This is a genomic window from Bartonella vaga (genome assembly GCF_037070895.1).
Classification (GTDB): domain Bacteria; phylum Pseudomonadota; class Alphaproteobacteria; order Rhizobiales; family Rhizobiaceae; genus Bartonella.
In genome coordinates, this window is record NZ_JAYMZK010000004.1 from 102898 (window position 1) to 129721 (window position 26824).

Annotated in this window: 20 protein-coding genes, 1 tRNA gene and 1 pseudogene; 4 read left to right on the forward strand and 18 right to left on the reverse strand. The window is 39.4% G+C overall.

Annotated elements, in window-relative coordinates; all coding sequences use genetic code 11:
• Positions 1–307: 307 nt before the first annotated feature.
• The 5 genes from frr to WCP76_RS04075 form a co-directional block, all read right to left on the reverse strand.
• A complete protein-coding gene (frr, locus tag WCP76_RS04055) occupies positions 308–868 on the reverse strand; it encodes a ribosome recycling factor (protein WP_336294403.1) in 561 nt (186 codons plus the stop codon).
• 37 nt (positions 869–905) lie between these two features.
• Positions 906–1625 (reverse strand): UMP kinase, encoded by a 720-nt coding sequence (gene pyrH / locus WCP76_RS04060; RefSeq protein ID WP_336294404.1) that lies wholly within the window; start codon positions 1623–1625, stop codon positions 906–908.
• 169 nt (positions 1626–1794) lie between these two features.
• Complete coding sequence (gene tsf / locus WCP76_RS04065; protein ID WP_336294405.1) at positions 1795–2718, reverse strand: translation elongation factor Ts; 924 nt, start codon at positions 2716–2718, stop codon at positions 1795–1797.
• A 110-nt stretch (positions 2719–2828) separates the two neighbouring features.
• Entirely contained in the window at positions 2829–3602 is a 774-nt protein-coding gene (rpsB, locus tag WCP76_RS04070) for a 30S ribosomal protein S2 (protein WP_336294406.1), read from the reverse strand.
• A gap of 161 nt (positions 3603–3763) precedes the next feature.
• Entirely contained in the window at positions 3764–4588 is an 825-nt protein-coding gene (locus WCP76_RS04075; protein ID WP_336294407.1) for a cell envelope integrity EipB family protein, read from the reverse strand.
• A gap of 143 nt (positions 4589–4731) precedes the next feature.
• Here WCP76_RS04075 and WCP76_RS04080 point away from each other — a divergent pair, with 143 nt between their 5' ends.
• On the forward strand, positions 4732–5193 hold the full coding sequence (locus WCP76_RS04080; RefSeq protein WP_336294408.1) for a RidA family protein: 462 nt from the start codon (positions 4732–4734) through the stop codon (positions 5191–5193).
• A 128-nt stretch (positions 5194–5321) separates the two neighbouring features.
• Positions 5322–5744: an HIT family protein gene (locus WCP76_RS04085; RefSeq protein WP_336294409.1), complete on the forward strand. Its 423-nt coding sequence runs from the start codon at positions 5322–5324 to the stop codon at positions 5742–5744.
• Positions 5745–5751: 7 nt separating this feature from the next.
• Here the strand turns inward: WCP76_RS04085 and clpA are convergent, their stop codons facing one another.
• Positions 5752–8103 (reverse strand): ATP-dependent Clp protease ATP-binding subunit ClpA, encoded by a 2352-nt coding sequence (clpA, locus tag WCP76_RS04090; protein WP_336294410.1) that lies wholly within the window; start codon positions 8101–8103, stop codon positions 5752–5754.
• Positions 8104–8686: 583 nt separating this feature from the next.
• Between clpA and WCP76_RS04095 the strand changes: the two genes are divergently transcribed.
• Together WCP76_RS04095 and WCP76_RS04100 are read left to right on the forward strand one after the other, a co-directional pair.
• Positions 8687–10036: an SPOR domain-containing protein gene (locus WCP76_RS04095; protein WP_336294411.1), complete on the forward strand. Its 1350-nt coding sequence runs from the start codon at positions 8687–8689 to the stop codon at positions 10034–10036.
• Positions 10037–10075: 39 nt separating this feature from the next.
• Positions 10076–10357 carry a hypothetical protein gene (locus WCP76_RS04100; protein WP_336294412.1) on the forward strand — a complete coding sequence of 94 codons (282 nt, stop codon included), beginning with the start codon at positions 10076–10078 and terminating at the stop codon, positions 10355–10357.
• A 429-nt stretch (positions 10358–10786) separates the two neighbouring features.
• On the opposite strand, the gene WCP76_RS04105 is transcribed toward WCP76_RS04100, so the two are convergent.
• From WCP76_RS04105 to WCP76_RS04160, 12 genes and pseudogenes are all read right to left on the reverse strand, one after another.
• Positions 10787–12184 (reverse strand): L-serine ammonia-lyase, encoded by a 1398-nt coding sequence (locus WCP76_RS04105; RefSeq protein WP_336294413.1) that lies wholly within the window; start codon positions 12182–12184, stop codon positions 10787–10789.
• Positions 12185–12553: 369 nt separating this feature from the next.
• On the reverse strand, positions 12554–13234 hold the full coding sequence (locus tag WCP76_RS04110) for a nitroreductase (protein ID WP_336294414.1): 681 nt from the start codon (positions 13232–13234) through the stop codon (positions 12554–12556).
• Between the two features lie 930 nt (positions 13235–14164).
• Positions 14165–18376 carry a DNA-directed RNA polymerase subunit beta' gene (rpoC, locus tag WCP76_RS04115; RefSeq protein WP_336294415.1) on the reverse strand — a complete coding sequence of 1404 codons (4212 nt, stop codon included), beginning with the start codon at positions 18374–18376 and terminating at the stop codon, positions 14165–14167.
• 178 nt (positions 18377–18554) lie between these two features.
• Positions 18555–22703, reverse strand: coding sequence for a DNA-directed RNA polymerase subunit beta (gene rpoB / locus WCP76_RS04120; RefSeq protein ID WP_336294416.1), 4149 nt, complete (start codon positions 22701–22703; stop codon positions 18555–18557).
• A gap of 288 nt (positions 22704–22991) precedes the next feature.
• Entirely contained in the window at positions 22992–23363 is a 372-nt protein-coding gene (gene rplL / locus WCP76_RS04125; RefSeq protein ID WP_336294417.1) for a 50S ribosomal protein L7/L12, read from the reverse strand.
• Positions 23364–23465: 102 nt separating this feature from the next.
• The gene (gene rplJ, locus WCP76_RS04130; protein WP_336294418.1) at positions 23466–23984 is read right to left on the reverse strand and encodes a 50S ribosomal protein L10; all 519 of its coding nucleotides are present in this window, start codon (positions 23982–23984) and stop codon (positions 23466–23468) included.
• Positions 23985–24345: 361 nt separating this feature from the next.
• Positions 24346–25038: pseudogene (rplA, locus tag WCP76_RS04135) on the reverse strand (50S ribosomal protein L1); the annotation flags it as partial.
• A 12-nt stretch (positions 25039–25050) separates the two neighbouring features.
• A complete protein-coding gene (gene rplK, locus WCP76_RS04140; protein WP_336294419.1) occupies positions 25051–25479 on the reverse strand; it encodes a 50S ribosomal protein L11 in 429 nt (142 codons plus the stop codon).
• 150 nt (positions 25480–25629) lie between these two features.
• Positions 25630–26160, reverse strand: a complete 531-nt coding sequence (gene nusG, locus WCP76_RS04145) for a transcription termination/antitermination protein NusG (RefSeq protein ID WP_336294420.1) — start codon at positions 26158–26160, stop codon at positions 25630–25632.
• A 20-nt stretch (positions 26161–26180) separates the two neighbouring features.
• Positions 26181–26393: a preprotein translocase subunit SecE gene (gene secE, locus WCP76_RS04150; RefSeq protein ID WP_336294421.1), complete on the reverse strand. Its 213-nt coding sequence runs from the start codon at positions 26391–26393 to the stop codon at positions 26181–26183.
• Positions 26394–26600: 207 nt separating this feature from the next.
• Positions 26601–26676: transfer RNA gene (locus WCP76_RS04155), tRNA-Trp, on the reverse strand.
• Positions 26677–26710: 34 nt separating this feature from the next.
• On the reverse strand, positions 26711–26824 hold a 114-nt coding region (locus tag WCP76_RS04160), incomplete at its 5' end, for an EF-Tu C-terminal domain-related protein (RefSeq protein WP_455578898.1).

Genomic DNA, 26824 nt, shown 5'->3' on the forward strand with positions numbered 1-26824 from the left:
ACCAATACCTACTGTGACATATTTTAATAAAGATCCGATAATAAAAAATTTTTATAATGCAACTCAACAAAAAGCTATCACTACCCTATTAAATGACCTACTCTAGAAGAGCAGCTTCATTCAATCCATAGATAAAGATCTCAAATTTCTCTTCAAAACAATCTTGTTTATAGTACACAGTTATAGAACAATGCATCTATTTCTGCCTCATACTCCTTCCATCAATAACATAGAAGCCTCTACATTCCACCCATAAAGGATGTTATACGACATAAATAGATACTCTTCTTATCGAAACAAAAGCACCTTAAAGATGCATAATTTCAGATTCTTTTACAGCTAAAATTTTATCGATGTCAACAATGGTTTCATCTGTAAGTTTTTGAACTTTATCAGAAAAGCAATGAGCTTCATCTTGACCGATTACACCTTCTTTTTCCAACTTTTTCAAATTATCCATGCCATCACGGCGAACATGACGAGTAGCAATACGAGCTTGTTCCGCGTACTGATTCGCGATTTTTACAAGTTCTTTACGGCGTTCTTCATTCAATTCAGGTAAAGGAATACGTAAATTCACACCATCAGTGATAGGATTTAAACCGAGCCCAGAATCACGAATAGCACGCTCCACAGCTCCGACCATAGATTTATCCCACACAGAAACTGAGAGCATTCGTGGCTCCGGAACAGAAATATTCGCCACTTGATTTATATGTACAACAGAACCGTAAGCCTCAACCGTCAATGGCTCCAATAAGCTAGCGGAAGCTCGCCCAGTCCGTAATCCACCTAATTCATGTTTAAAAGCTGAAATAGCACCATCCATGCGACGTTTCAGATCATCCATAATCGATGCAACATCCATGTTTTCATCTCCTTTAATTTTACCTTGAAGATTATCTTCATTCCGATACTATTGTAAACCGCCCCGTTCCCTTTAATACTTTAGCTAAACCACCTTTTTCATGAATGGAATACACAATAATCGGCACATTGTTCTCACGTGCCAAAGTAACTGCTGTAGTATCCATAACAGACAACCCCCATTGCAAAATCTCCACATGTGTTAATTGTTCAAAGCGTTTAGCAGTAGGATCTACCCTTGGGTCTGCAGAATAAATACCATCCACTTGTGTTCCTTTCAAAAGAACATCTGCACCGATTTCTGCTGCACGTAAAGTCGCGGCAGAATCAGTAGTAAAAAATGGATTACCCGTACCACCTGCAAAAATAACGACTTTTCCTTGATTCATATAACTTATCGCTTTACGTTGTGAAAAACTCTCACAAATTTGCGGCATAGAAATCGCAGATAACACAACCGCTTCAACCCCTAATTTTGTCAATGATGTTCGCAAGGCTAAAGAATTAATAGCAGTTGCAAGCATCCCCATATGATCACCTGTTACCCGATCTCCCCCATGCGAAGCAACGGCCACTCCACGAAAAATATTTCCACCACCTATAACAACCGCAACCTCTCCCCCCATAGCTCTAACTTCAGCAATATCAGCGGCGATACGGTCTACAACGGAAACATCAATTCCAAAGCTTTGCCCCCCCATAAGAGCTTCACCAGAAACCTTTAAAAGAATACGTTTATACTGCAGCGCTAATGTCATCGACAATCTCCCAAAAGCACACTACTCTTTGCTTTCGACATCAGTAAGGGCACCACTTTATTACGTGACGCCCCTCTTAATAATAATATCTTACAATTACAGTTTTTTGTATCAGCGATTTTATAGCCAATGATATGATTTCAAATCTCTGACATTGTGCGACAAACAACTACCCTTTTGCCGCTGCAGCAACCTCTGCAGCAAAATCAGATTCTTCTTTTTCTACACCTTCTCCTAAAGAAAAACGAATAAAACCTGTGATTTTCGCTGGAGCACCAATTAACTTTTCAGCATCTTTTAAAGCTGTTTCAACAGTCATTTCAGGATTTATAACAAAAGCCTGAGAAAGCAAAACAACCTCTTCGAAAAACTTACGCATACGCCCTTCTACCATTTTTTCAATGATATTTTCAGGCTTTCCCGACTGACGTGCCTGGTCTGAAAAAATCGCTTTTTCACGCTCAACAGCGCTGGCATCTACAGCCTCCGTTGTTAGAGCTAATGGATTGGTTGCAGCAATATGCATCGCTACCTGCCTACCAAAAGTAGCAGCAGCCTCTTTATTGCCTGTAGTTTCAATACCAACCAAAACACCAAGCTTTCCAAGCCCCTCAGACACACTATTGTGTACATAAGTAGCGACAATACCATCTTTAACAGACAATTTAGCAGAACGGCGAAATGTCATATTTTCACCAATGGTACCAATCGCGTCCTTAATTGTCGCTTCTACTGTCTTCTCAGAACCAGGGTAAAAAGATTCAGAAACAGATTCAAGACTACCTTGTGTATCCAAAGCAGCTGTTGCTACATTGCGTACAATGTCTTGAAATACATCATTGCGTGCAACAAAGTCTGTTTCAGAATTGATCTCAACTAAAACTGCGCTTGAATCTTTTGATGCAATTCCAATTAATCCCTCAGCTGCCGTACGACCAGCTTTTTTATCTGCTTTAGCTATCCCTTTTTTACGAAGCCAATCAACAGCAGCTTCCATATCACCATTTGTATCTGCCAAAGCTGCCTTACAATCCATCATACCAGCGCCCGACAACTCCCGAAGTTCTTTTACTTGTGCAGCAGTAATGCTCATATTTGCCTCTTTGCTCTACATTGGTAAAAGCGCGCAAGAGAAAAAAACTCTGTACACGCCTATAACCTCTCTTTATAGAAAATAAGTATCTTAATAGACGTTTTCAATTATTATTCAGAAACTGAAACCGAATTTTTCAAAACAGGCTCCACAGGCGCATCAACTTGAGCTCCTACATCAACACCCATTGCACCTTGTTGACGAGCAATTCCATCCAGAGCTGCACGAGCAAAAAGATCACAATAAAGAGAAATTGCACGCGAAGCGTCATCATTACCTGGAATCGGATAAGTAACGTTATCAGGGTCACAGTTGGTATCAATAATGGCAATAACGGGAATACCTAAACGTTTTGCCTCTTGGATAGCAATATTTTCTTTGTTTGTATCTATAATAAATATAAGATCTGGAACAGACCCCATATCCTTAATTCCACCCAATGCACGATTAAGCTTTTCACGATCACGCTCAAGATTTAAGCGTTCTTTTTTGGTAAAACCTTGTGCTTCAGCCGCAAGAATTTTGTCCAACTTACGTAAACGGTATATTGAATGGGAAACTGTTTTCCAGTTTGTGAGCATACCGCCAAGCCAACGTGCATTAACATAATATTGTGCCGAACGATTCGCTGCGTCAGCGATAATGTCAGATGCTTGCCGCTTAGTACCAACAAAGAGAATGCGGCCACCACGCGCAACCGTATCTGAAACAAGCTTAAGTGCTTGATGTAAAAGAGGCACAGTCTGAGCAAGATCAATAATATGGATATTATTACGCTGACCGTAAATATAAGGAGTCATTTTTGGGTTCCAGCGATGCGTCTGGTGGCCAAAATGCACACCTGCTTCTAAAAGCTGGTGCATAGTAAAATCTGGTAGTGCCATAGTTTATCCTTTCCGGTTTAACCTCCGCGGAAAAAGTAGGTACTACACCTACTACCGGCGGACGTTTGCTAAACTTTTCTCGCAAACACCCAAACTCCGCGTGTGGAATAGCGCAAACATACTAATATTTGATTATTTTTCAAGTCATTTTCTGCAATCATTTAATACTTACAGTTATTAAGCTTCTTTCCAACCTCGAGAAATTCAAGACTATTTAATTTTGCACGCACTGAAAAAGTTCCATAATCTATACGAAGATCACGCATCACACCATTCTCATATAAGAGAAAACTGGTACGATAAACCGGCAAACCATCTTTTTTTTCTACATCATCAAAATAAGAAATCGTAACAGGCCAATATTCCTCCTCATCCAATTTTCCTATTTTTTTCGCTTCAGTATCGGATAGCTGTGTCTTCTTTTCACCGATGACTACACTTTCTTTTATGACTTTGTCTGCTTTATCCGTTCCATCAAATACGGTAACACGGTAAAAATGGTGTCCTGCTTTTGCATGGCGAATAATATTCTTCAATTGCATAACTGGAAATTCAGCCATTGCAAGTTTGTACTCTTTTTCTTTTGGTTTTTTTAATTTAACTGTAATCCCATCTCGTCCACGCTCAGCTACCCCTTCCGTACTGTGAGCAACCTCTTGTCCAACTTGATCTATAACACTAAAACGAAATATACGACTATCACCTGTTTCGTAACTCGTCGTCTGTTGATCAGTTAAACGCACAGGCATATCTTCAATATGAATACGGCTAATAAAACGAAAACGCGTAGTATAACCTTGGCATTCTGAACCAGTGAGCTCATAAACCATTCGCCCTGACATCCCAGAAATTGCCATTTCATGAGAAACACTATCGAGATAAAAATCATAAACTGCCCGATGAGGAGCAATAACAATGGACTCTTCAGCTCTCACTGCACATAAAAAAGAAACATATAAAATTATTACAAATACTGACCTGATCATTCCCAACTTCCATTTCTATCCCCGTTGCATAACACCACACAATAAAGAAAAAAGTTTAAGCTCTCAATTAACCACACATTTCTTTGAATTAGAAAATAGTTTATGTAACAGATGAATTATAGAACAGCTACGGAGTTTAAATTATGACAAACACAATTGAAAACCACCTAAAAAATTTTGGAATTACTCTGCCTGAAGCAGCGCAACCCATCGCCAACTACATAACAACTTCACAAAGCGGAAACCAACTCTTTATCTCTGGACAGCTTCCTCTTTCTGATGGAAGACCAATAGCAATTGGTAAAGTTGGTGCTACCGTTAGCGCCGAACAAGCGAAAAAATCAGCAGAAGCTTGTGCTATCAACATTCTCGCTCAGGCCAAGGCAACTCTTGGTGATTTACATAAAGTAAAACGCGTGGTAAAAATCACCGTTTTTGTTGCTGTAGATCCACATTTTACTGATATTCCTTTTGTCGCCAACGGAGCTTCTGATTTGTTCGTAAACATCCTCGGTGAAGCTGGAAAACATTCACGTTCCGCTATTGGTGTTGCATCTCTTCCTATGGATGTTCCAGTAGAAGTTGAAGCCATTATAGAAGTGTAAGCCTTTTAATCAATGAAAGCTCATCTACATGAAATAACAACTAAACATGGAATCTCTCTTTTTATACTCTTACTTAAATCTATACATTCCTCATTTCTACATCAAAACTCATAAAAGGAGATATTTTTATGAAACAAACTTATGACAATAACAATGTTTTTGCTAAATTAATTCGTAATGAAATCCCTGCTGTTCGTGTTTATGAAGATGATGATGTCATTGCATTCATGGATATCATGCCACAAGCACCAGGACATACACTAGTCATTCCCAGAAAAGGCTCTAGAAACCTACTAGATGCAGATACTGAAACATTATTTCCAGTTATTAAAGCTGTTCAAAAAGTAGCCAATGCCGTAAAAAAAGCTTTTCAAGCAGATGGTATAACAATTATGCAATTTAATGAAGCAGCTAGTCAACAAACTGTCTATCATCTCCATTTCCATATTATACCACGCATGGAAGGAATAGCGCTTACTCCCCACAATGAGGTCATAACGCCCACAGAAATACTGGAAGAAAATGCAAAAAAAATACGTGCCGCGCTTTAACACACTCTTAAGTTATAGAGCTTTTTTTCCCTACACGCTTTTTTGTAAAATATATCATTTTTCTATTTTTTGAGCCAACAGACATATCAGAAGATGAAATTTTTAGCTGCAGCTTTTCTTTTCCCTCAGCTGATTTTTGTGTTGATACATGAACCATACCGCCATTGCGCAACTTTCCAAATAAAATTTCCTCAGCTAACGGCTTCTTAATATGTTCTTGTATAACACGACTCAATGGGCGTGCCCCCATCTGAGAATCATGTCCTTTATTGGAAAGCCAAATCATTGCAGAACGACTTAATTCAAAACAAATTCCCCGATCAGCTAATTGCGCTTCAAGCTGAAAAATAAATTTTTGTACAATCTGATTGATAATTAGCTGAGATAAAGGTGCAAAGGGAATAATTGCATCTAGGCGGTTACGAAATTCTGGCGTAAATAACCGGTTAATTGCTTCAATATCATCACCATTACGATCTACTTTTCCAAACCCGATAGCAGACCTTGCCATATCTGAAGCACCAGCATTTGTTGTCATAATTAAAATGATATTGCGAAAATCAATTTTTTTGCCATTATGATCTGTTAACTTCCCACAATCCATCACTTGCAATAAAATGTTAAATAATTCTGGGTGTGCTTTCTCAATCTCATCCAGCAATAAAACTGCGTGAGGACTCTTATCAACTGCATCGGTAAGAAGCCCCCCTTGATCAAATCCAATGTAACCGGGAGGAGCCCCGATTAAACGTGATACTGTATGTCGTTCCATATATTCTGACATATCAAAGCGCAACAGCTCAACCCCTAAAGAAGATGCAAGTTGCTTTGCAACTTCAGTTTTTCCTACACCCGTTTGCCCTGAAAATAAATAACTTCCTATTGGTTTGTCTGATTCGCGCAACCCTGCTCGTGCCAGTTTAATTGATGACACTAACGCGGAAATTGCTTGATCTTGCCCATAAACAACATGCTTGAGTTCTCTTTCAAGTTTGCTAAGCATCTTCCGATCATTGCCAGAAACTGTTTTTGGCGGAATCCTTGCCATAGCAGCAACAGTCGCTTCAATTTCTTTAACCCCTATACTTTTTTTCCGTTGTTTTTTTGGTAAAAGCTTTTGCGCTGCACCACTTTCATCAACAACATCAATTGCTTTATCAGGTAACCAACGACCAATCATATAACGCGAAGATAATTCTACAGATGCCTTCATCGCCTGATCTGTATATTTTATCTGATGAAAATCCTCAAAGTAAGGCTTGAGTCCCTGCAAAATCTTAATTGCATCAGCAATAGAAGGCTCATTAACATCAATCTTCTGGAAACGACGCTCTAAAGCACGATCTTGTTCAAAAATTTTGCGATATTCTTTGTAAGTCGTTGAACCAATACATCTAATAGCTCCAGAAGATAATGCGGGTTTTAAAAGATTTGCCGCATCCATATTCCCTCCTAATGTAGCTCCTGCTCCAATTAAGATGTGAATTTCATCAATAAATAAAACAGCATCTGGATGCTGCTCAAATTCTTTAATAACTTGCTTTAGCCGTTCTTCAAAATCACCACGATAACGTGTACCAGCAACAAGCCCTCCCATATCAAGGGAAAATATCGTTGCATCTGATAAAACCTCTGGTACTTGTCCATCCACAATGCGTTTTGCTAATCCTTCAATTATAGCGGTTTTTCCGACACCAGGATCACCAACCAAAAGTGGACTATTTTTTGACCTGCGACATAAAATCTGAATCATGCGTGAAACTTCCACATCACGACCAATCAATAAATCAATTTTTCCATTGCGTGCTTTACAATTAAGATCAACACAATAAGCAGTAAGTGCACTCGTTACCTTTTCGCTATTGTCCAAAATTTGCTGATCTAACTGCTCTTCAAGCCCTTCAAGTAACATTGATAATCCATCATCTCTCGTGACACCATGTGAAATAAACCGCACAGCTTCACAGCGTGTCATACCCATTTCTTGGAGAAAATAGGCTGCATGACTTTCACGTTCAGAAAAAATTGCAACGAGAACATTTGCTCCTGATACTTCATCCTTTCCAGATGATTGAGCATAAATCACTGCACGTCGTATAACACGTTGAAAAAATGTTGTTGGTTTTGCATCCTCAATATCTCTAATTTTTACATCCAGTTCTGACTGGATATAATTGGTTAAGCGCTCTCGTAATTCTTCCACATCTACCTGACAAGCCTGAATCACTAAATTTGCATCAGCATCATCTAGAAGAGCAAGCAGAAGATGCTCTAATGTTGCATATTCATGCCGCGCTTGAGCAGCGATTGCTAATGCGCGGTGCAAAACCTCTTCAAGACTAGGTGTAAAAGATGGCATAATCCCTCACTTCCATTCCATTATACATTGCAATGGATATTTATTTTGATGTGCGCACTCCCCAATTTGTACTACTTTCATTGCAGCTACTTCACAACTATAAGTTCCGCATGTTATCCTATTTTGATAAAGATCCAAGATAATATGTGCTACTTCTTCGAAACAAAAAATTTTTCAAACTAAAAATGACATAACCATATATATACGATCACCATTAAGGGCTTCTGCTAATTTAAGTGTTATAAAGGTACTGTTCTTTCTCTTATTCCAATTCTTGCCCTTTTCATTGTATATAATGTGAGCTATAAGATTTGCTATTAGCTCCCGGATCATCATCCTTTCTCTTGTAACGCACCTTTTATTAATCTTAAGTTCTTTCATAACTATTGCAATAGCTGTTTATGTAAAGAATAAAACTTTCTTTTATGGTTAAAGTAATATCAAATATGAAAACTCACAAAATAATGTCTGTAAACAAATTAGTAATACCATTCGTCTAGATTGCATCAGAAAACTGCAGAAAAAGAGCTTTAAAGAAGTTTTTTGCAATTTTCAGAATAAACGGAGAAACAGGATACTACAAGTGTATATTAACTGCCAAAAAATTGTACATAACTACAAAAAGGTAGCAATTGCTTTTGTTATTTTAGCTCTTTCTTATTCCAGGGCGTCAGCTACCCCTCAAGGAGCCTATCCTGATAAATACGCTGCTATCGTTATAGATGCAAATACAGGAAAAACTTTATTTCAAGCCAACGCAACACTGAAACGTTATCCTGCTTCTTTAACAAAAATGATGACACTGTACATACTCTTTGAAGCGATGCAGATGCGTCGTGTAACACCAAATACACCTATCCCCATCTCACGTTATGCAGCAACGCGCCCACCAACAAAGATTGGATTTAAAGCAGGTCAAACAATTTCAGCAGAAGAAGCAGCTAAAGCACTCATTACAAGATCAGCAAATGACGTTGCTACCGCCATTGCAGAATACCTCGGAGGCAGTGAAAAAAAATTCTCTCGAATGATGACAGCTAAAGCCCGCAAACTTGGTATGCTACATACACATTTTGCAAATGCTTCAGGACTTCCAGATATACGTAATTATTCTACAGCACAAGATATAGCTACTTTGTCATTATCTCTACGCAAACATTTTCCACAACAATATAAGTTATTCAAAATAAAAAGTTTTAATTTTCGCGGACATACAATTAATAATCACAATAAGCTCGTTAAAGTAATGAAGGGCGTCGATGGAATTAAGACAGGCTACACACAAATGTCAGGTTCTAATTTGGCAACCTCAATGCGCCTTATGGGACGCTCTATCATTGCTGTTGTTATGGGTGCTAAATCGTCTACCGCACGCGATGAATATATGGCCAGCTTATTGAATAAATATTTACCCAAAGCAAGAAAAACGGAAAATAATAAACACTTAATAGCTTCTGCGCACTATAACTTACCCACTGGTGCAAATACTCCTATACCGATTGTAAAAGCTGAGATAGCTAATTTCGATGATGAAATTTCTACCATTTTAGCAACGTTTTCAGAAAAGCCTAAAAACTCTAATACTGCAGTAGCCACTGTAACAAAAGCAATTATACCAACCCCGAATCCCCAAAGAACCATACCCTTGGAAACTAATAAAATTGTTACAGCCTCTTTGTCCACAAATGGCGGGTGGGCCATCCAAATTGGTTCTCTTCCTAGTAAAGAACAAGCAAAAATTCTACTTTTAAAAGCAAAAAATACAGCTTATTCTGCCTTAAAATACTCATCTTCACATATGCAATTGTTTGAAAAAAATGGACGTCGCTATTACCGTGCACGATTTATAGGCTTTCAATCAAAAAAAGCTGCATTTAATGCTTGTTCTACGTTAAAGAAAGCAAATTTTAACTGCTATACTATAACTTACTAAAAATTTTTGAATTCTGCGTTAAGAGTTAAGGACAGTATCATGACACATAATGCTCTTGCTTCATTTACTAAAAAAGAAAAATTATTGAAGCAATCATCTCTCCTCTCATTGCGTTCTCTTCACAATGCCGTGACAAAACTTGCTGGTTTAAAGTATACTCCAGCTACATTAAACACGCAGTCTCTTGTCAATCTTCTCATTTGCCAAACAACGCGAAACCGTCGCCTTACAATGCCTCTTGTACGCATTCATTTGCGCGTTGCAAGCCAAAGCAGCAATAACGTACCCATTAAAATTCGTCTAGGTGTAACAAATAGTTAACTCTATAAGTAATTTTTGCGAGAATTAGTTTGTTAATAAAAATATTCGGATATTACCCACAGTTTTTAAAAATTCTTTAGTAAACACAACCCTTTTTTAAACTTACAAGAATTCTACCTGCAAGCTTCTGTCCAATCTTTTTATCAGCTTTCCAATAAATACATCTTTAAAGTATACATATTCGGATTTAATATTATAAAAAAGCGATTACCTTTAAATGCGAGATTTACTATTAATTAGAGATTCTCTCAAATAATCTAACGAAAAAAAACCTTCCTCAACAACATACAACTTTACCTAAAATATACACGTTGTAAAAAATCGTTTTGAACACTCCTAAAGTCTTACTTTTTAAAACCCTAAAGTAACAAATCTTTTTATTTCTAAACAATCCGTAAAGAGTTTACTAAATCAAATAAGCTGCGCGCTTTAACAAGATATTGCATTAACTGCAAGACCAGCTTTACTTGTTTCTTTATAGCGTTCACTCATATCATGTCCAGTCTGACGCATTGTCTCTATACAAGCATCAAGAGAAACGAAATGGTTCCCATTACCCTGCAATGCAAGAGAAGAAGCTGTCACTGCCTTAACAGCCCCCATTGCATTGCGCTCGATACAAGGAATCTGCACAAGACCAGCAACCGGATCACACGTCATTCCCAAATGATGCTCAAGCGCAATCTCTGCTGCGTTTTCAATTTGAGTCGGCGTACCACCTAACACCGCAGTTAATCCTGCAGCTGCCATTGAAGATGCTACCCCAATTTCACCTTGGCAACCAACTTCTGCCCCAGAAATAGAGGCGTTATGTTTAATGACACCACCAATAGCTGCTGCCGTCAATAAAAAGTTATGTATTCCCTCTCGATCTGAATCATCATTACACTGAAGATAGTAACGCAAAACTGCAGGTATAACGCCAGCTGCTCCATTCGTCGGTGCCGTAACAACACGACCACCAGCCGCATTTTCCTCATTCACTGCCATGGCATATACTGCAAGCCAATTATTTGCATAAAGTGGGCAATTACGATTTTTCTTTTGATTTTCCAAAAGAATCTTGTGCAGCTTTTTAGCACGCCTTAGAACGTGCAACCCACCTGGCAACTCACCTTCCTGTGAAAGACCTCTATCAATGCAATTTGTCATAGCTGAAAAAATTTCATCGAGTCCCGTCTCAAGAGCAAAACGCTCTATCCTAGTTTCTTCGTTTAGACGCTTCATTTCAGCAATCGAAAGTCCTGATTTTTCTGCCATAGATAACATTTCACTCGCAGAATCAAAGGGATATGGCACTTCAAACGTTTCTTGTCGTATATTCCCATTCATATGATTCAACTTATCCTCGGTCACAACAAAACCACCACCAATAGAATAATAGATTTTCCGCAAAAGAACATTCCCATTAGCATCAACCCCTTCAAATGCAAGTCCATTAGCATGCCCAGGTAAAACTTTATTTTGCTCAAAAATAAGATCACTTTGCACATCAAACTGATAAGCAGGATGGCCTCTTGGCTGTACTTTTTTTTCACGTATAACTTTTTCTAACAAGAGTTCTATACAATCAAGATCAACCGTAGAGGCTTTTTCTGCCAAAAGCCCTAATATGATAGCTCTATCTGTAGCATGACCAATTCCTGTGAAAGCTAAAGAACCGTAAAGGTAAACACGTATACGAGAAATTTTAGTATCAGATAGCTGAGAAAAATTTCGTGCCAAAACCTCTTGCAGAAACATATCAGCTGCCGTCATTGGCCCCATTGTATGTGAACTAGAAGGACCAATTCCAATTTTAAAAATTTCAAAAACAGACAAAAACACCCGCTACCTCAACACTATATTGTACAGGGCTTTAGCGCGACCTTTGATTTACCACGCTCATTTTATTTAAAATCAAATTGCGAGATAAACTAAAAAAATGAAAGCAATAAATACAAATGTCGCTCGCTTTGCTACAATCCAACAGTTTTTTTCTATAGCACGTTCCATAATCACCCTTCAAAACAGAAAATAGACCCTACAATGATTTTTAAAAATCACTCTTTTAACTGCTCCAGGCGGAGTAAAATAAGTCTTAACGGCAACATTCAAACCTAATAAGAATGAAAAATTCCTACTAAAAGATCTTTATCACACCCAAAGCTCTTTAACGTTTATATTTACTTACATAAAAATACTCTATGAATACAACTAAATAAAACGTACAAAATTTTCAATTTTTTCGCGTCCAAATTCAACATTGTTTTCTGGAGCGTTAGCATCACGATAACCAAGCGACATACCACAAATAATTCGTCGGTCAGAAGGTACAGATAAAAGTGTACGAATTTGTTTGTGATAATCCGAAAAAGAAGCCTGAGAACATGTATCTAATCCGAATCCACGTGCTGCTAACATGATCGTCTGCATAAACATGCCCAAATCAAGCCAACTTCCCACTTCCATGTCGTAATCCATTGTAAACAAAAAACCTACAGGTGCACCAAAAAATGAAAAATTCCGTATTTTCTGACGAAGAATTTTTTCTTGTTCATCTTTTCCAATTCCAAGGCTCGTATAAAGATCAGAACCCATTTTTTTACGTCTTGAAAGATAAGGCTCACGCCATTCACGTGGATAATACTGATAATCACGCTCTACTTCTACACCTGAAAGTACAAGCCGTGAAAGTTCTTGTCCTACTTTCTTCAATGTATCCCCTGTAAGAACAATTACTTGCCATGGTTGTAAATTTGCCCCAGACGGTGCACGTGCTGCAAATTCTAAAATTTTTTTGATCGTTTCCTTTGAAACTGGCTGATCAGTAAAAGCACGAATTGCCTTACGTGATAAGATAGATTGAAAAACATCAATATGAGAATCATCTGCCATTATTTTACTTTCTCTTTTAAAAGTGAATTTGAATATTATTATTTGCCTATCTTAAAGCTAAAATGTTGCAAAAACACCTTTAAGCAGCCTTTTTCACACGACATACTTTCGAGATAACCCATAAATTTAAAATCCCATTAACGCCCGTTATTAGATAGGAAAAACTATCTCTTGAAATAGAAAGTAAATCTCTCAAAAAATGAAACACACTTTAAAATTAATGATTAACCCAAAAACAAGCTAAACTTTTAAAAAAGTCTCCCGGATATCTTTCTAAACCATATAGCAGATCACCGATACCATGCTGCATATACTGTAAACCACCCAGGTCTTCGCCAATCTTTGTGGTTAACTCCTTATGCGCTCTCTTATCCTTAGGTGATTTTCCAAGTATAGTCAATGTATCAAATATTTCAGAAAAATAAAAAATGTAATGCTTTTAGCACGCAGTATTTGTTTTAATTTATGATGATTTTTTTGTGTATAAATCTCATGTGCGCCACCAAGAAAAACACAAAAAACTCTTCTTCTTTATAGTAATATAAATTAAAGAATGATCGAAAATTCGCGTATTAATTCACCAATTAAGTGATATTCTTACATTTCATAAAGCTGTTTTATAGCCTTCTATGTATAAGAAATATGTCTGTTTTTTCAAAATCTCAGTTAGCATTATAAAGCAGAGAATAAATTACTTTTCAAATTATGGAACAGATTTCTAATCATTTATACTGCAAAATAAGAAATTTTATAAGTGAAGCAAAAGAGGAAAGAATGCAATATGCTACAAAAGATCCTTGAAGCAACAATTGCCCTATACACTTTACAGCATATTTGTAAAAAACACACAACTTCTACTGTTCAAATCTAAAAAGCGCCAAAACTTTAATTCTGGCGCTTTTATATCACTTTCTCAACATGAAGTTCGAATTATTCAGCAACTGCTCCGGCTGTCATATTTGGCAACGCAGCCTTAACTATCTCGTCCTTGCTAGATTTGCGCCGCTCATCTACAATTAAATCATCACGAACTGTAGCGATACGGCGGATTTGCGCAATCGTACCACCTGTACCCGCAGGAATAAGACGACCGACAATAACATTCTCTTTAAGACCTTGCAGAGTATCAATTTTACCAGAAACTGCTGCCTCAGTAAGCACTCGAGTTGTTTCCTGAAATGATGCCGCTGAAATAAAAGATGGTGTTTGAAGAGATGCTTTCGTAATTCCAAGAAGAATGGGATTACCAGCTGCAGGTCTTTTTCCTTCTGCAATCAAATTATCATTGATTTCATCGAGTTCAATACGGTCGACATTATCACCTGGAATATAACCAGAATCCCCAGACTCAGTAATTTCAACTTTTTGTAACATCTGACGAACAATCACTTCAATGTGCTTATCATTAATCAAAACACCCTGTAAACGATAAACTTCTTGAATTTCATTAACAAGATAAGATGCCAAAGCTTCAACACCCTTAATCGCCAAGATATCATGAGGAGCTGGATTACCATCAAGAATATAATCCCCTTTTTCAATTTGGTCACCTTCTTGGAAGTGAAACAACTTACCTTTTGGAATCAAATATTCTACTGGTTCGAGAGTTTCATCATTTGGTTCAATGATAATACGACGCTTATTCTTATAACCACGACCAAAGCGAATTGTGCCACTGACTTCAGCAATGATAGCATGATCCTTTGGACGCCGCGCTTCAAAAAGCTCAGCAACACGCGGTAGACCACCCGTAATATCTTTTGTCTTAGCACTTTCCATTGGCAAACGCGCAATAACATCACCTGCCTTAACATGAGCACCAAGCTCAACAGAAAGAATGGTGTCCACTGACATCATGTAACGGGCTTCATTTCCCTTATACAATTTGGCAATAGTTTCACCTTTTTTATCTTCGTGGATGATAATGGCTGGTTTTAGATCAGCACCACGCGGATTGGCACGCCAATCAATTACCAGACGCTTCGTAATCCCCGTCGATTCATCAGCTGTCTCAGTAACTGACAAACCATCAATCATGTCTTCAAAGCCCACATAGCCCTCAACTTCAGTTAAAATCGGACGTGTATAGGGATCCCACTCTGCTATACGTTGGCCACATTTAACCACATCACCATCATCAACAAAAATATGCGCCCCATAGCTAACACGGTGCACAACACGCTCTTTTCCGGACTCATCCTTGATAATAATAGCCACATTACGTCCCATAACTACCAAATGTCCTTCAGAATTACGAACCACATTACGATTACGAATCTCTACCGTACCTTCGTAAGAAGCCTCTAAATGCGATGAATCAACAACCTGCGCTGTTCCACCTAAGTGGAAAGTACGCATAGTAAGCTGTGTTCCAGGCTCACCAATAGACTGTGCAGCAATAACACCAACCGCCTCTCCCTGATTAACTGGTGTCCCGCGCACCAAATCACGACCATAGCATTTAGCACAAACACCAAGGCGTGTTTCACATGTCAAAGCAGAACGAATCTGGACAGACTGAATTCCAGCTTCTTCAATCTTAGAAACATCAGCCTCCTCAATCATCGCCCCACCCTCAAGAATAACCTCTCCAGAAACTGGATGTAGAATATCAACAAGAGCTGTACGACCAAGAATTCTTTGTCCAAGAGATGCAACAATTTGCCCTGCATCAACAATTGGCTGCATAGTTAGACCCTTTGCAGTACCACAATCAACTGCTGAAATAATAGCATCCTGCGCAACATCAACAAGACGCCGTGTTAGATAACCAGAGTTAGCTGTTTTTAATGCAGTATCAGCAAGCCCTTTACGTGCACCGTGCGTCGAATTGAAATACTCATTAACTGTTAGACCTTCCTTAAAGTTTGAAATGATTGGTGTCTCAATAATTTCACCTGATGGCTTAGCCATTAATCCGCGCATACCAGCCAACTGCTTCATCTGATTAGCAGAACCACGTGCTCCAGAATGCGACATCATATAGATCGAATTCATTGGCCGTTGACGCCCTGTTTTAGGATCAAATTCAACAGCTTGAATCCGCTTCATCATTTCATCCGCAACACGATCCGTACATTTACCCCAAGCATCTACAACTTTGTTATATTTTTCACCTTGTGTAATCAGACCATCATTATATTGCTGCTCATACTCTTTAGCTAAAGCTTCTGTTTCTGCAACCAAACGCGACTTACTATCAGGAATAACCATATCGTCCTTACCGAACGAAATTCCCGCACGACAAGCATAAGAAAAGCCTAGCTGCATAATACGATCACAGAAAATAACTGTTTCTTTTTGCCCGCAGTGCCGATAAACCTGATCAATCATCTTAGAAATATTCTTTTTAGTCATTTCTTGATTGACAATATCAAAAGAGATATTTGGATTTTTTGGCAAAAGCTCTCCAATAATTAAACGACCAGGTGTTGTATCATAAATTCTAGCGGTTTTTTTTCCATCCTTACCGATGTTGTTAACACGACCTTTAATTTTCGTATGAAGAGTTACAACCTTATTTTCCAAAGCATGATGGAGTTCACCTATATCAGAAAAGGCCATCCCTTCACCCGGTTCTTTTTCAGAAACAATCGAAAGATAATAAAGACCAAGAACCATATCTTGTGATGGAACAATAATTGGCGCACCATTAGCTGGATGAAGAATATTATTTGTTGACATCATCAAAACGCGAGCTTCAAGTTGTGCTTCAAGAGACAGCGGAACATGAACTGCCATTTGATCACCATCGAAATCCGCATTAAAAGCAGTACACACTAAAGGATGAAGCTGGATAGCCTTCCCTTCAATCAAAATAGGTTCAAAAGCTTGAATCCCCAAGCGATGCAATGTCGGCGCACGATTCAACAAAACAGGATGCTCACGGATAACCTCATCCAAAATATCCCAAACTTCTGGATGCTCTTTTTCAACAAGCTTCTTTGCTTGTTTTACAGTTGATGAATAACCTTTTGCATCAAGCCGCGCATAAATAAATGGCTTAAATAACTCCAGAGCCATTTTTTTAGGAAGACCGCATTGATGCAATTTTAATTCAGGACCTGTCACGATAACAGAACGCCCCGAGTAATCAACACGCTTCCCGAGCAAATTTTGACGAAAGCGCCCTTGCTTACCCTTTAGCATATCGGAAAGAGACTTTAACGGACGCTTATTTGCTCCAGTAATCACACGTCCACGCCGGCCATTATCAAACAATGCATCAACAGCCTCTTGCACCATACGCTTCTCATTACGCACAATAATTCCAGGAGCACGCAATTCAATCAAACGTTTTAATCGGTTATTCCGATTTATAACACGTCTATAAAGATCATTAAGATCTGACGTTGCAAAACGTCCCCCGTCCAGTGGAACCAACGGACGTAAATCGGGTGGAATAACCGGAATCGTTTTCATAATCATCCATTCTGGTTTATTGCCAGATTCAAGAAAATTCTCAACGATCTTAAGCCGCTTAATCAACTTTTTCTGCTTTAACTCCGAAGTCGTTTTTGCTAATTCAACACGCAAATCATTCGCGATTTTTTCTAACTCCATACCAGCTAAAAGCTCGTAAATAGCCTCAGCACCAATCATAGCTGTAAACTGATCTTCTCCAAACTCATCAACAGCAAGCATGTACTCTTCTTCGGAAAGAAGCTGATGGAGTTTAAGGGATGTCAATCCTGGTTCTGTTACAATATAATTCTCAAAATAGAGAACCCGTTCAATATCCTTCAGAGTTAAATCTAAAAGTGTAGAAATGCGGCCTGGTAATGATTTAAGGAACCAAATATGAGCAACAGGTGCCGCAAGCTCAATATGGCCCATACGCTCACGTCGCACACGTGAAAGAGTAACCTCAACACCACATTTCTCACAGATAATACCTTTATATTTCATGCGCTTATATTTACCGCATAAACATTCATAGTCCTTAATAGGACCAAATATACGTGCACAAAAAAGACCATCACGCTCTGGCTTAAAAGTCCGATAATTAATAGTCTCAGGCTTCTTGATCTCACCATACGACCAGGATAAAATCTTCTCAGGACTCGCAATAGAAATGCGAATAGAGTCAAATGTCTGCGCTGGTGCTTGAGGATTGAAAAGATTCATGACCTCGTGGTTCATGCTGTTCTCCTTCAAAGATTCTTAGAACCTGTTGTAATATTTTAATTAATTTTATCACAGATCTCGTTTAAAACCTATTTTTACTTTTTAAACTATCTGCGCTACCTTAATAGAAGTTTCTTTATTTAACCTTCCAAGACAATTAGAGCACACCCTTTCCAGTATGCTCCTTTAATTATTATTCTGCTGTATCAGATAATGCCCTCTGTGCAATAAATTCACGCACATCATCAAGTTCTACATTAAGAGCAAGTGAACGCATTTCTTTCACCAACACATTAAAGCTTTCAGGTATACCCGCCTCAAATGTATCATCACCACGCACGATTGCTTCATAGACTTTTGTTCGACCAGCCACGTCATCTGATTTAACTGTAAGCATTTCCTGCAAAGTGTATGCAGCACCGTAAGCTTCAAGTGCCCAGACCTCCATTTCACCAAAACGCTGACCACCAAATTGTGCTTTACCACCTAGTGGCTGTTGCGTAACAAGCGAATATGGGCCAATCGAACGCGCATGAATCTTGTCATCAACAAGATGATGCAACTTCAACATATAAATATACCCCACTGTCACTGGACGATCAAAAGGCTCCCCGGTACGACCATCATAAAGCGTAACTTGTCCTGAACTATCTAAGCCTGCATCTTCCAACATCATGTTGATATCAGCTTCATGCGCCCCATCAAAAACAGGCGTTGAAATTGAAACGCCTTTTCTCATCTGTAGCGCCAACTTGTAAAGGCTTTCATTATCGTACTGACGCACTGGCTCATTACGATCATTATCAGGCATAAAATTTTCGATACGTTGACGTAAAGGAAGTATATCCCCAGTCTCTTGATATAATTCTACCAACTCGCCAATCTTCTTGCCCATCCCAGCACATGCCCAACCAAGATGAGTTTCTAAAATTTGGCCTACATTCATGCGACTGGGTACACCAAGCGGATTTAACACAATATCAGCATGAGTCCCATCTTCAAGAAACGGCATATCTTCTACTGGAAGAATACGTGATACAACCCCCTTATTGCCATGACGTCCTGCCATTTTATCGCCTGGTTGGATTTTACGTTTAACAGCCACAAAAACCTTCACCATTTTCATGACACCAGGAGGCATTTCATCGCCTCTTTGGACCTTCTCAACTTTATCCATAAAGCGACGTTGTAATGCTTCCTTCGATTCATCATACTGCTTACGCAAAGCCTCAATTTCATTCTGAAGCTTTTCGTCTTCAACAGTAAATTGCCACCATTGTGAGCGCGGATATTGACCCATCGTCGTACTATCAAGCTCCTTGCTATGCGAAAAGCCTTTTGGCCCATCTACAACGACTTTGCCTATCAACATATCGGAAAGACGTGCATAAACACTGCGATCAAGAATCGACTGCTCATCATCACGATCTTTAGCTAAACGCTCAATCTCTTCACGTTCAATTGCCATTGCACGTTCATCTTTTTCAACACCATGACGGTTAAAAACACGAACTTCAACAACAGTCCCAAAAGTTCCAGGAGGCATTCGCATAGAAGTATCACGAACATCTGAAGCCTTTTCCCCAAAAATTGCACGCAAGAGCTTCTCTTCAGGTGTCATGGGGCTTTCACCCTTTGGTGTAATCTTACCAACTAAAATATCACCGGGCTGAACCTCAGCACCAATATAGATGACACCTGCCTCATCAAGATTTCTTAATGCTTCTTCTGCAACATTAGGAATATCGCGTGTAATCTCTTCAGGGCCAAGCTTCGTATCACGCGCAGCAACCTCAAATTCCTCAATATGAATCGAGGTAAAGACATCATCTGCAACGATCCGCTCGGAAAGCAGGATAGAATCTTCGTAGTTATATCCATTCCAAGGCATAAATGCTACAAGAACATTCCGCCCAAGAGCCAAATCACCAAGATCTGTAGATGGACCATCTGCAATGATATCACCCTTCTCTATCCGATCACCGACATGCACAAGAGGGCGCTGATTAATACAAGTAGACTGATTGGACCGCTGAAATTTTTGTAAACGATAAATATCAACACCAGATTTTGATGGATCCAAATCTTCTGTCGCACGGATAACAATACGGGTTGCATCAACTTGATCAACAATACCAGCACGCTTTGCACTAACAGCAGCACCAGAATCGCGAGCTACGATTGATTCCATACCCGTACCAACAAATGGTGCCTCAGCTCGTACAAGTGGAACTGCCTGACGCTGCATATTCGACCCCATCAACGCACGATTCGCGTCATCATTTTCCAAAAATGGAATAAGAGCTGCTGCTACTGATACTAATTGTTTTGGTGAAACATCCATTAAGTCCACATGATCCCGCGGAGCCATCAAAACTTCACCTGCATGACGACAAACAACAAACTCTTCTGTAAAATGTCCTTCAGCATCCAGTGAAGAATTTGCTTGAGCCACATAATGCTTTGATTCTTCCATAGCAGATAGATAAATAACTTCGGTGGTTACTTTCCCATCAATAATTTTGCGATATGGACTTTCAATAAAACCATATTTATTAACTCGCGCGAATGTCGCTAGGGAATTAATCAAACCAATATTGGGACCTTCTGGAGTTTCAATCGGACAAATACGCCCATAATGTGTAGGATGCACATCACGAACTTCAAACCCCGCACGTTCACGGGTTAAACCACCTGGACCAAGAGCAGAAAGACGACGCTTATGAGTAATCTCTGACAATGGATTTGTTTGATCCATAAACTGCGATAATTGTGAAGATCCAAAAAACTCACGAACTGCAGCAGCGGCAGGCTTTGCATTTATCAAGTCCTGAGGCATCACTGTATCAATTTCAACCGAAGACATACGTTCTTTTATCGCACGTTCCATACGAAGTAAGCCAATGCGATACTGATTTTCCATCAATTCCCCGACTGAACGAACGCGACGATTGCCAAGATTATCAATATCATCAATCTCACCACGACCGTCGCGTAGTTCAACTAACATCTTAACAACAGCAAGAATATCTTCTTGGCGCAAAATGCGAACTGTGTCTGGACAATCAAGATCCATACGCAAATTCATCTTAACGCGCCCAACAGCCGAAAGATCATAACGTTCTGGATCAAAAAATAAAGAATGGAACATAGCTTCGGCTGTATCAATCGTTGGTGGCTCACCTGGACGCATTACCCGGTAAATATCAAACAATGCGTCCTGCCGACTCTCATTTTTGTCCACTTTTAAAGTGTTACGGATATATGCACCAACATTCATATGATCAATATCAAGAATATTAATTTGATCTACATTAACATCAAACAAAATCTTTAATATTTTTTCGTCAATCTCATCACCAGCTTCAAGATAAATTTCACCTGTCTGGTAATTGACTATATCTTCAGCTAGATAGCATCCTAATAAATCGTCCTCACTTACTTTAACCGCCTTGAGACCTTTTTCAGCCAAAGACTTTGCAGTACGAAATGTTAGCTTTTTACCTGCCTCAGCAACAACTTCACCACTATCTGCATCTACAAGATCAGAAAGAAGTTTCATTCCTTTAAAGCGATCAACAGAATAAGGAATACGCCACCCATCTCCGTCCCGTTCATAAGTAACTTCGTTATAAAACGTTGACAGAATATCTGACGCATCCATACCTAACGCCATCAAAAGACTCGTAACAGGAATCTTACGTCGCCGATCGATACGGGCATAAATAATGTCCTTGGCATCAAACTCAATATCAAGCCAAGAACCACGGTAAGGAATGACACGAGCAGCAAAAAGAAACTTTCCTGATGAATGTGACTTCCCTTTATCATGATCAAAAAAAACACCAGGAGAACGATGCATCTGTGAAACAATAACACGCTCTGTACCATTAACGATAAAGGTACCGTTCATCGTCATTAAAGGCATATCGCCCATATAAACGCCTTGCTCTTTAATATCTTTGATATCCTTCGAACCAGTCTCCTCATCAACATCAAAAACTATTAAACGTAATATAACTTTTAATGGTGCAGCATAAGTCAAATCACGCTGACGGCATTCCTCAACATCAAATTTGGGTGAATCAAATTCATAACTAACAAACTCGAGCATAGCTGTACCGGAAAAATCCGAAATAGGAAACACGGATTTAAAAACAGCTTGTAAACCTTCATCTGGTCGCCCACCTTTTGGTTCATCAACCATGAGAAACTGATCGTATGACGCTTTCTGAACCTCTATAAGGTTCGGCATTTCTGCTACTTCAGGAATCTTACCAAAAAATTTGCGTACGCGCTTACGACCATTGAATTGAGACATCATCGCTAGAGTCTGAGCCATCGTCGCTCCTTGATCTTTACTCTCCAAGGCAGACTAAACCTTGAAAATTTCATATCATTAACCTGCACATGCAGACCAGTTCACTTGATACCCTATAATGAGTACCATCAGCCCCTCCACAAATATCAAGCTATCCATTTGCTTGATATTACAATGAGGGAACTAAGGGTAAAACCTGTAGCTTTTACAACTACTGGACTGCTTGGGAAAAGCTTCCCACTGTTCACATCCCTTCTTCTTAAAAGAAAGGAAATTGGCGAACGTAAATGCTCGCCAATAAAATGAAATTTACTTGAGCTCAACTTTAGCACCAGCAGCTTCAAGTTGAGATTTAATTTTTTCTGCTTCATCTTTAGAAGCACCCTCTTTAATAGGTTTAGGAGCTCCTTCAACCAGATCTTTAGCTTCCTTAAGGCCAAGCCCAGTAAGAGCACGAACTTCTTTAATGACATTAATTTTTTGTGCACCACCCTCAACAAGAATAATATCAAATTCTGTTTTTTCTTCAGCAGCTGGAGCTGCAGCACCAGCAACTGCTGCTACAGCAACAGGAGCTGCAGCTGAAACTCCCCATTTTTCTTCAAGCATTTTAGAAAGCTCAGCAGCTTCCAAAAGAGTTAAATTAGAAAGGTCTTCTACGATCTTTGTTAGATCAGCCATTTTTAAATTCCTTTAATTAAAAGATTTGAATCATTATTTAAAACTTATTCAAAAAACAGAAAAGCATCAAAACTCTTCCATAAACGTGAATATAAAACAGCCCTAAGCCGCCTTATCCTCCTGAGCATATGCTCCAATGACACGCGCAATTTGACCTCCAGGCGCATTAACAACCTGTGCAATACGGGTCGCGGGAGTAGAAACAATACCCACAAGATTTGCCCGCAACTCATTTAACGAAGGCAATGAAGCCAATGACTTCACAGCATCTACACTCAAACTTGTTGCACCCATTGAACCGCCAAGAATAACAAATTTGTCATTGCTTTTCGCAAAATCAACAGCAACTTTCGGTGCTGTAACCGGATCTTCTGAATAAGCAATGAGCGTTTGTCCAACAAACAAATCTACTATTGATTCAGATTCCGTGCCCTGAAGAGCGATTTTAGCAAGACGGTTTTTGGCGACTTTAACGGCACCACCAGCTTCACCCATTTTTGAACGAAGATCATTCATTTGCGAAACTGTCAGACCGGAATAATGTGCAACAACAACGGAACCAGACTTTCGAAAAGCCTCGTTAAGCCATGTAACAAATTCGCGTTTTTCCGCTCTATTCACTGTCTCTCTCCATATAACGGATTTTTATAAAACAAACCCGTTGGTTACCTTTGATAACACAAAATACTCCATGTTATCGATGAGGATCCTGCCCCCTTTTCACGCACAGCGATCAAAGGCAACCTTGGTCAAACCCTTTAAGTCTTTAACTCTCAGTTTTTACCCCAGTCTCATGCAGGTTTGTTTTGATTAAGACACTAAAATAGCATCACCCACAATCTCGGACAGGATATTCCGAAATTTCTTCCGGTATAACCCAAGCTCAAAAAAGCTTAGATAACTCACTGTCGGTAGCAACCGACACATTAAATACAATCTTGATATTCACACACCCCAAACAAAATTATAAATCTGCTCAAACTTACTCTGAACAAACAGTTACAGGATCGACCTTAACCCCAACCCCCATAGTCGAAGAAACTGCGACACGCTTAATATACTCACCTTTCGCGCCTTGCGGCTTAGCTCTAATAACAGCAACTACAAAAGCTTTAATATTTTCCACTATCTTCTCAACCCCAAAAGAGGCCTTACCGATACCAGCATGTACAATACCAGCCTTTTCAACACGAAACTCAACTGCACCACCTTTAGAAGCTTTTACAGCACTAGAAACATCAAGTGTCACAGTTCCAACTTTCGGATTTGGCATTAAACTCCGTGGACCAAGAATTTTACCAAGACGACCAACGAGAGGCATCATATCCGGTGTTGCAATACAACGATCAAAATCTATCGTCCCACCATTAATCCTCTCAAACAAATCCTCAGCTCCCACAATATCGGCGCCAGCCGCTTTAGCATCTTCGGCCTTATCCCCACGCGCAAAAACAGCGACACGGATATTCCTCCCTGTTCCGTTAGGCAAATGAGCAACACCTCGAACCATTTGATCCGCATGACGAGGATCAACACCTAAATTCATTGAAATCTCAATTGTTTCATCAAACTTCGCAATTGCACGCTCTTTAACCATCAAAACAGCATCTTTTAAAGCGTAAATTTCATTAAAATCAACACCCTTGCGAATATTTTTTATTCTTTTTGCTACTTTTTTCCCATAATGCTAGCCCACCACTTCTAAGCCCATAGAGCGAGCAGAACCTTCAACCATACGCATCGCTGCTTCAATGCCATTTGCGTTAAGATCTTTCATCTTTGCTTCTGCAATTGAACGGATTTTATCACGAGAGATGCTGCCTACAGACACCTTTCCAGGCTCTTTCGAACCAGATTTCAAATTTGCTTCTTTCTTCAAAAAAAATGAAACCGGAGGTGTCTTTAAAGAAAACGTAAAAGACTTATCCTGATAATAAGTAATAATCACTGGAATCGGTGCACCTTTCTCCATCTCCTGCGTAGCAGCGTTAAACGCCTTACAGAATTCCATAATATTGATGCCACGCTGACCAAGAGCCGGTCCAATTGGTGGAGACGGAGTAGCAGCTCCTGCAGGAACCTGCAACTTAAGCTGACCTATACTTTTTTTTGCCATAACAATCTGCCTTCAATTTCACTGGTATGCTGGCAACTCACCTTACCCGCTACCCGCTGCAGTCAAGTGGTTCGGATCATCAAGGCGATAAAGCCACAATTCACCTCCCACCAGTTATTTAAAAGTGATTAAAATCACTCTAAAGTTTAATCAGAGTTTTTCAACCTGACCAAATTCCAAATCAACAGGCGTAGGACGCCCAAAAATTAACACTTCCACCTTAAGGCGAGAACGTTCTTCTTCAACTTCTTGAACAACCCCATTAAACGAAACAAAAGGACCATCAGCTACACGAACTTGCTCTCCAACCTCAAACGACACAGAAGACTTTGGAGACTTAACACCCTCGTGAACTTGTTTAAGAATTTCCTCGACCTCTCGATCAGAAATAGGAACAGGACGCGCATCTGAACCCAAAAAACCCGTCACCTTAGGAGTATTTTTAATGAGATGATAAACCTCATCTGTTAACTCAGCACGAACAAGAACATAGCCAGGAAAAAACTTCCGTTCAGCATCAACTCTACGCCCACGACGAACTTCCACAATACGCTCTGTCGGAACAAAAATCTTCTCAAACAGATGATCAAGCCCTTTTTGCTTTGCCTCTCTGTCAATAGCCTCTGCTACCTTTTTTTCAAAATTTGAATATGCTTGAACAATATACCAACGAGCAGCCACAGCAACACTTCCTTGCACTCTCAACTAAAAAGATATTTTAGAAGACCAATACCCCGCCAAACACCAAAATGCATGATCTGATCCACAACAAAAAAGAAAGCTGAAGCCAACACCGTCACCAACAACACCATAACAGTAGAGATAACTGTTTCACGGCGTGTAGGCCACTTCACCTTAGCTGTTTCTGCATAAACCTGCTTCAAAAAGGTAATTGGATTGATTTTAGATACCATCAGCCACTCTACACTCTTTCTAACTGTATTCTGTTTATACAACAAAACAAACACCATAAAAACGTAAAAAGCGAACGTCTAGCCTTCCGCTGCTTCTTCACTTCTTACTCAATACCGATTCACACACAAAAAAACAAGCCCTATGCAAAAAAAAGCGAAGAAGGCAGTTAAAACCCACCCCTTCACAGCTAAAAACTAAGACTCGCTTGGCAGGGGCAGCAGGACTTGAACCCGCGACCTGCGGTTTTGGAGACCGCCGCTCTACCAACTGAGCTATACCCCTAAACTCTCAAATTACCCCCCCCAACAAGCATTATTTACTCAATGATTTTAGAAACGATACCTGCACCAACAGTACGACCACCTTCACGAATAGCAAAACGAAGCTTCTCCTCCATCGCAATCGGAACAATCAAAGAGACATCCATAGC

What these genes read in the sequence shown, in the direction of transcription:
- frr (WP_336294403.1), bottom strand. Translation starts at nt 868, where the DNA reads ATGGATGTTGCATCGATTATGGATGATCTGAAACGTCGCATGGATGGT.
- pyrH (WP_336294404.1), bottom strand. Translation starts at nt 1,625, where the DNA reads ATGACATTAGCGCTGCAGTATAAACGTATTCTTTTAAAGGTTTCTGGT.
- tsf (WP_336294405.1), bottom strand. Translation starts at nt 2,718, where the DNA reads ATGAGCATTACTGCTGCACAAGTAAAAGAACTTCGGGAGTTGTCGGGC.
- rpsB (WP_336294406.1), bottom strand. Translation starts at nt 3,602, where the DNA reads ATGGCACTACCAGATTTTACTATGCACCAGCTTTTAGAAGCAGGTGTG.
- WCP76_RS04075 (WP_336294407.1), bottom strand. Translation starts at nt 4,588, where the DNA reads ATGATCAGGTCAGTATTTGTAATAATTTTATATGTTTCTTTTTTATGT.
- WCP76_RS04080 (WP_336294408.1), top strand. Translation starts at nt 4,732, where the DNA reads ATGACAAACACAATTGAAAACCACCTAAAAAATTTTGGAATTACTCTG.
- WCP76_RS04085 (WP_336294409.1), top strand. Translation starts at nt 5,322, where the DNA reads ATGAAACAAACTTATGACAATAACAATGTTTTTGCTAAATTAATTCGT.
- clpA (WP_336294410.1), bottom strand. Translation starts at nt 8,103, where the DNA reads ATGCCATCTTTTACACCTAGTCTTGAAGAGGTTTTGCACCGCGCATTA.
- WCP76_RS04100 (WP_336294412.1), top strand. Translation starts at nt 10,076, where the DNA reads ATGACACATAATGCTCTTGCTTCATTTACTAAAAAAGAAAAATTATTG.
- WCP76_RS04110 (WP_336294414.1), bottom strand. Translation starts at nt 13,234, where the DNA reads ATGGCAGATGATTCTCATATTGATGTTTTTCAATCTATCTTATCACGT.
- rpoC (WP_336294415.1), bottom strand. Translation starts at nt 18,376, where the DNA reads ATGAACCACGAGGTCATGAATCTTTTCAATCCTCAAGCACCAGCGCAG.
- rpoB (WP_336294416.1), bottom strand. Translation starts at nt 22,703, where the DNA reads ATGGCTCAGACTCTAGCGATGATGTCTCAATTCAATGGTCGTAAGCGC.
- rplL (WP_336294417.1), bottom strand. Translation starts at nt 23,363, where the DNA reads ATGGCTGATCTAACAAAGATCGTAGAAGACCTTTCTAATTTAACTCTT.
- rplK (WP_336294419.1), bottom strand. Translation starts at nt 25,479, where the DNA reads ATGGCAAAAAAAAGTATAGGTCAGCTTAAGTTGCAGGTTCCTGCAGGA.
- secE (WP_336294421.1), bottom strand. Translation starts at nt 26,393, where the DNA reads ATGGTATCTAAAATCAATCCAATTACCTTTTTGAAGCAGGTTTATGCA.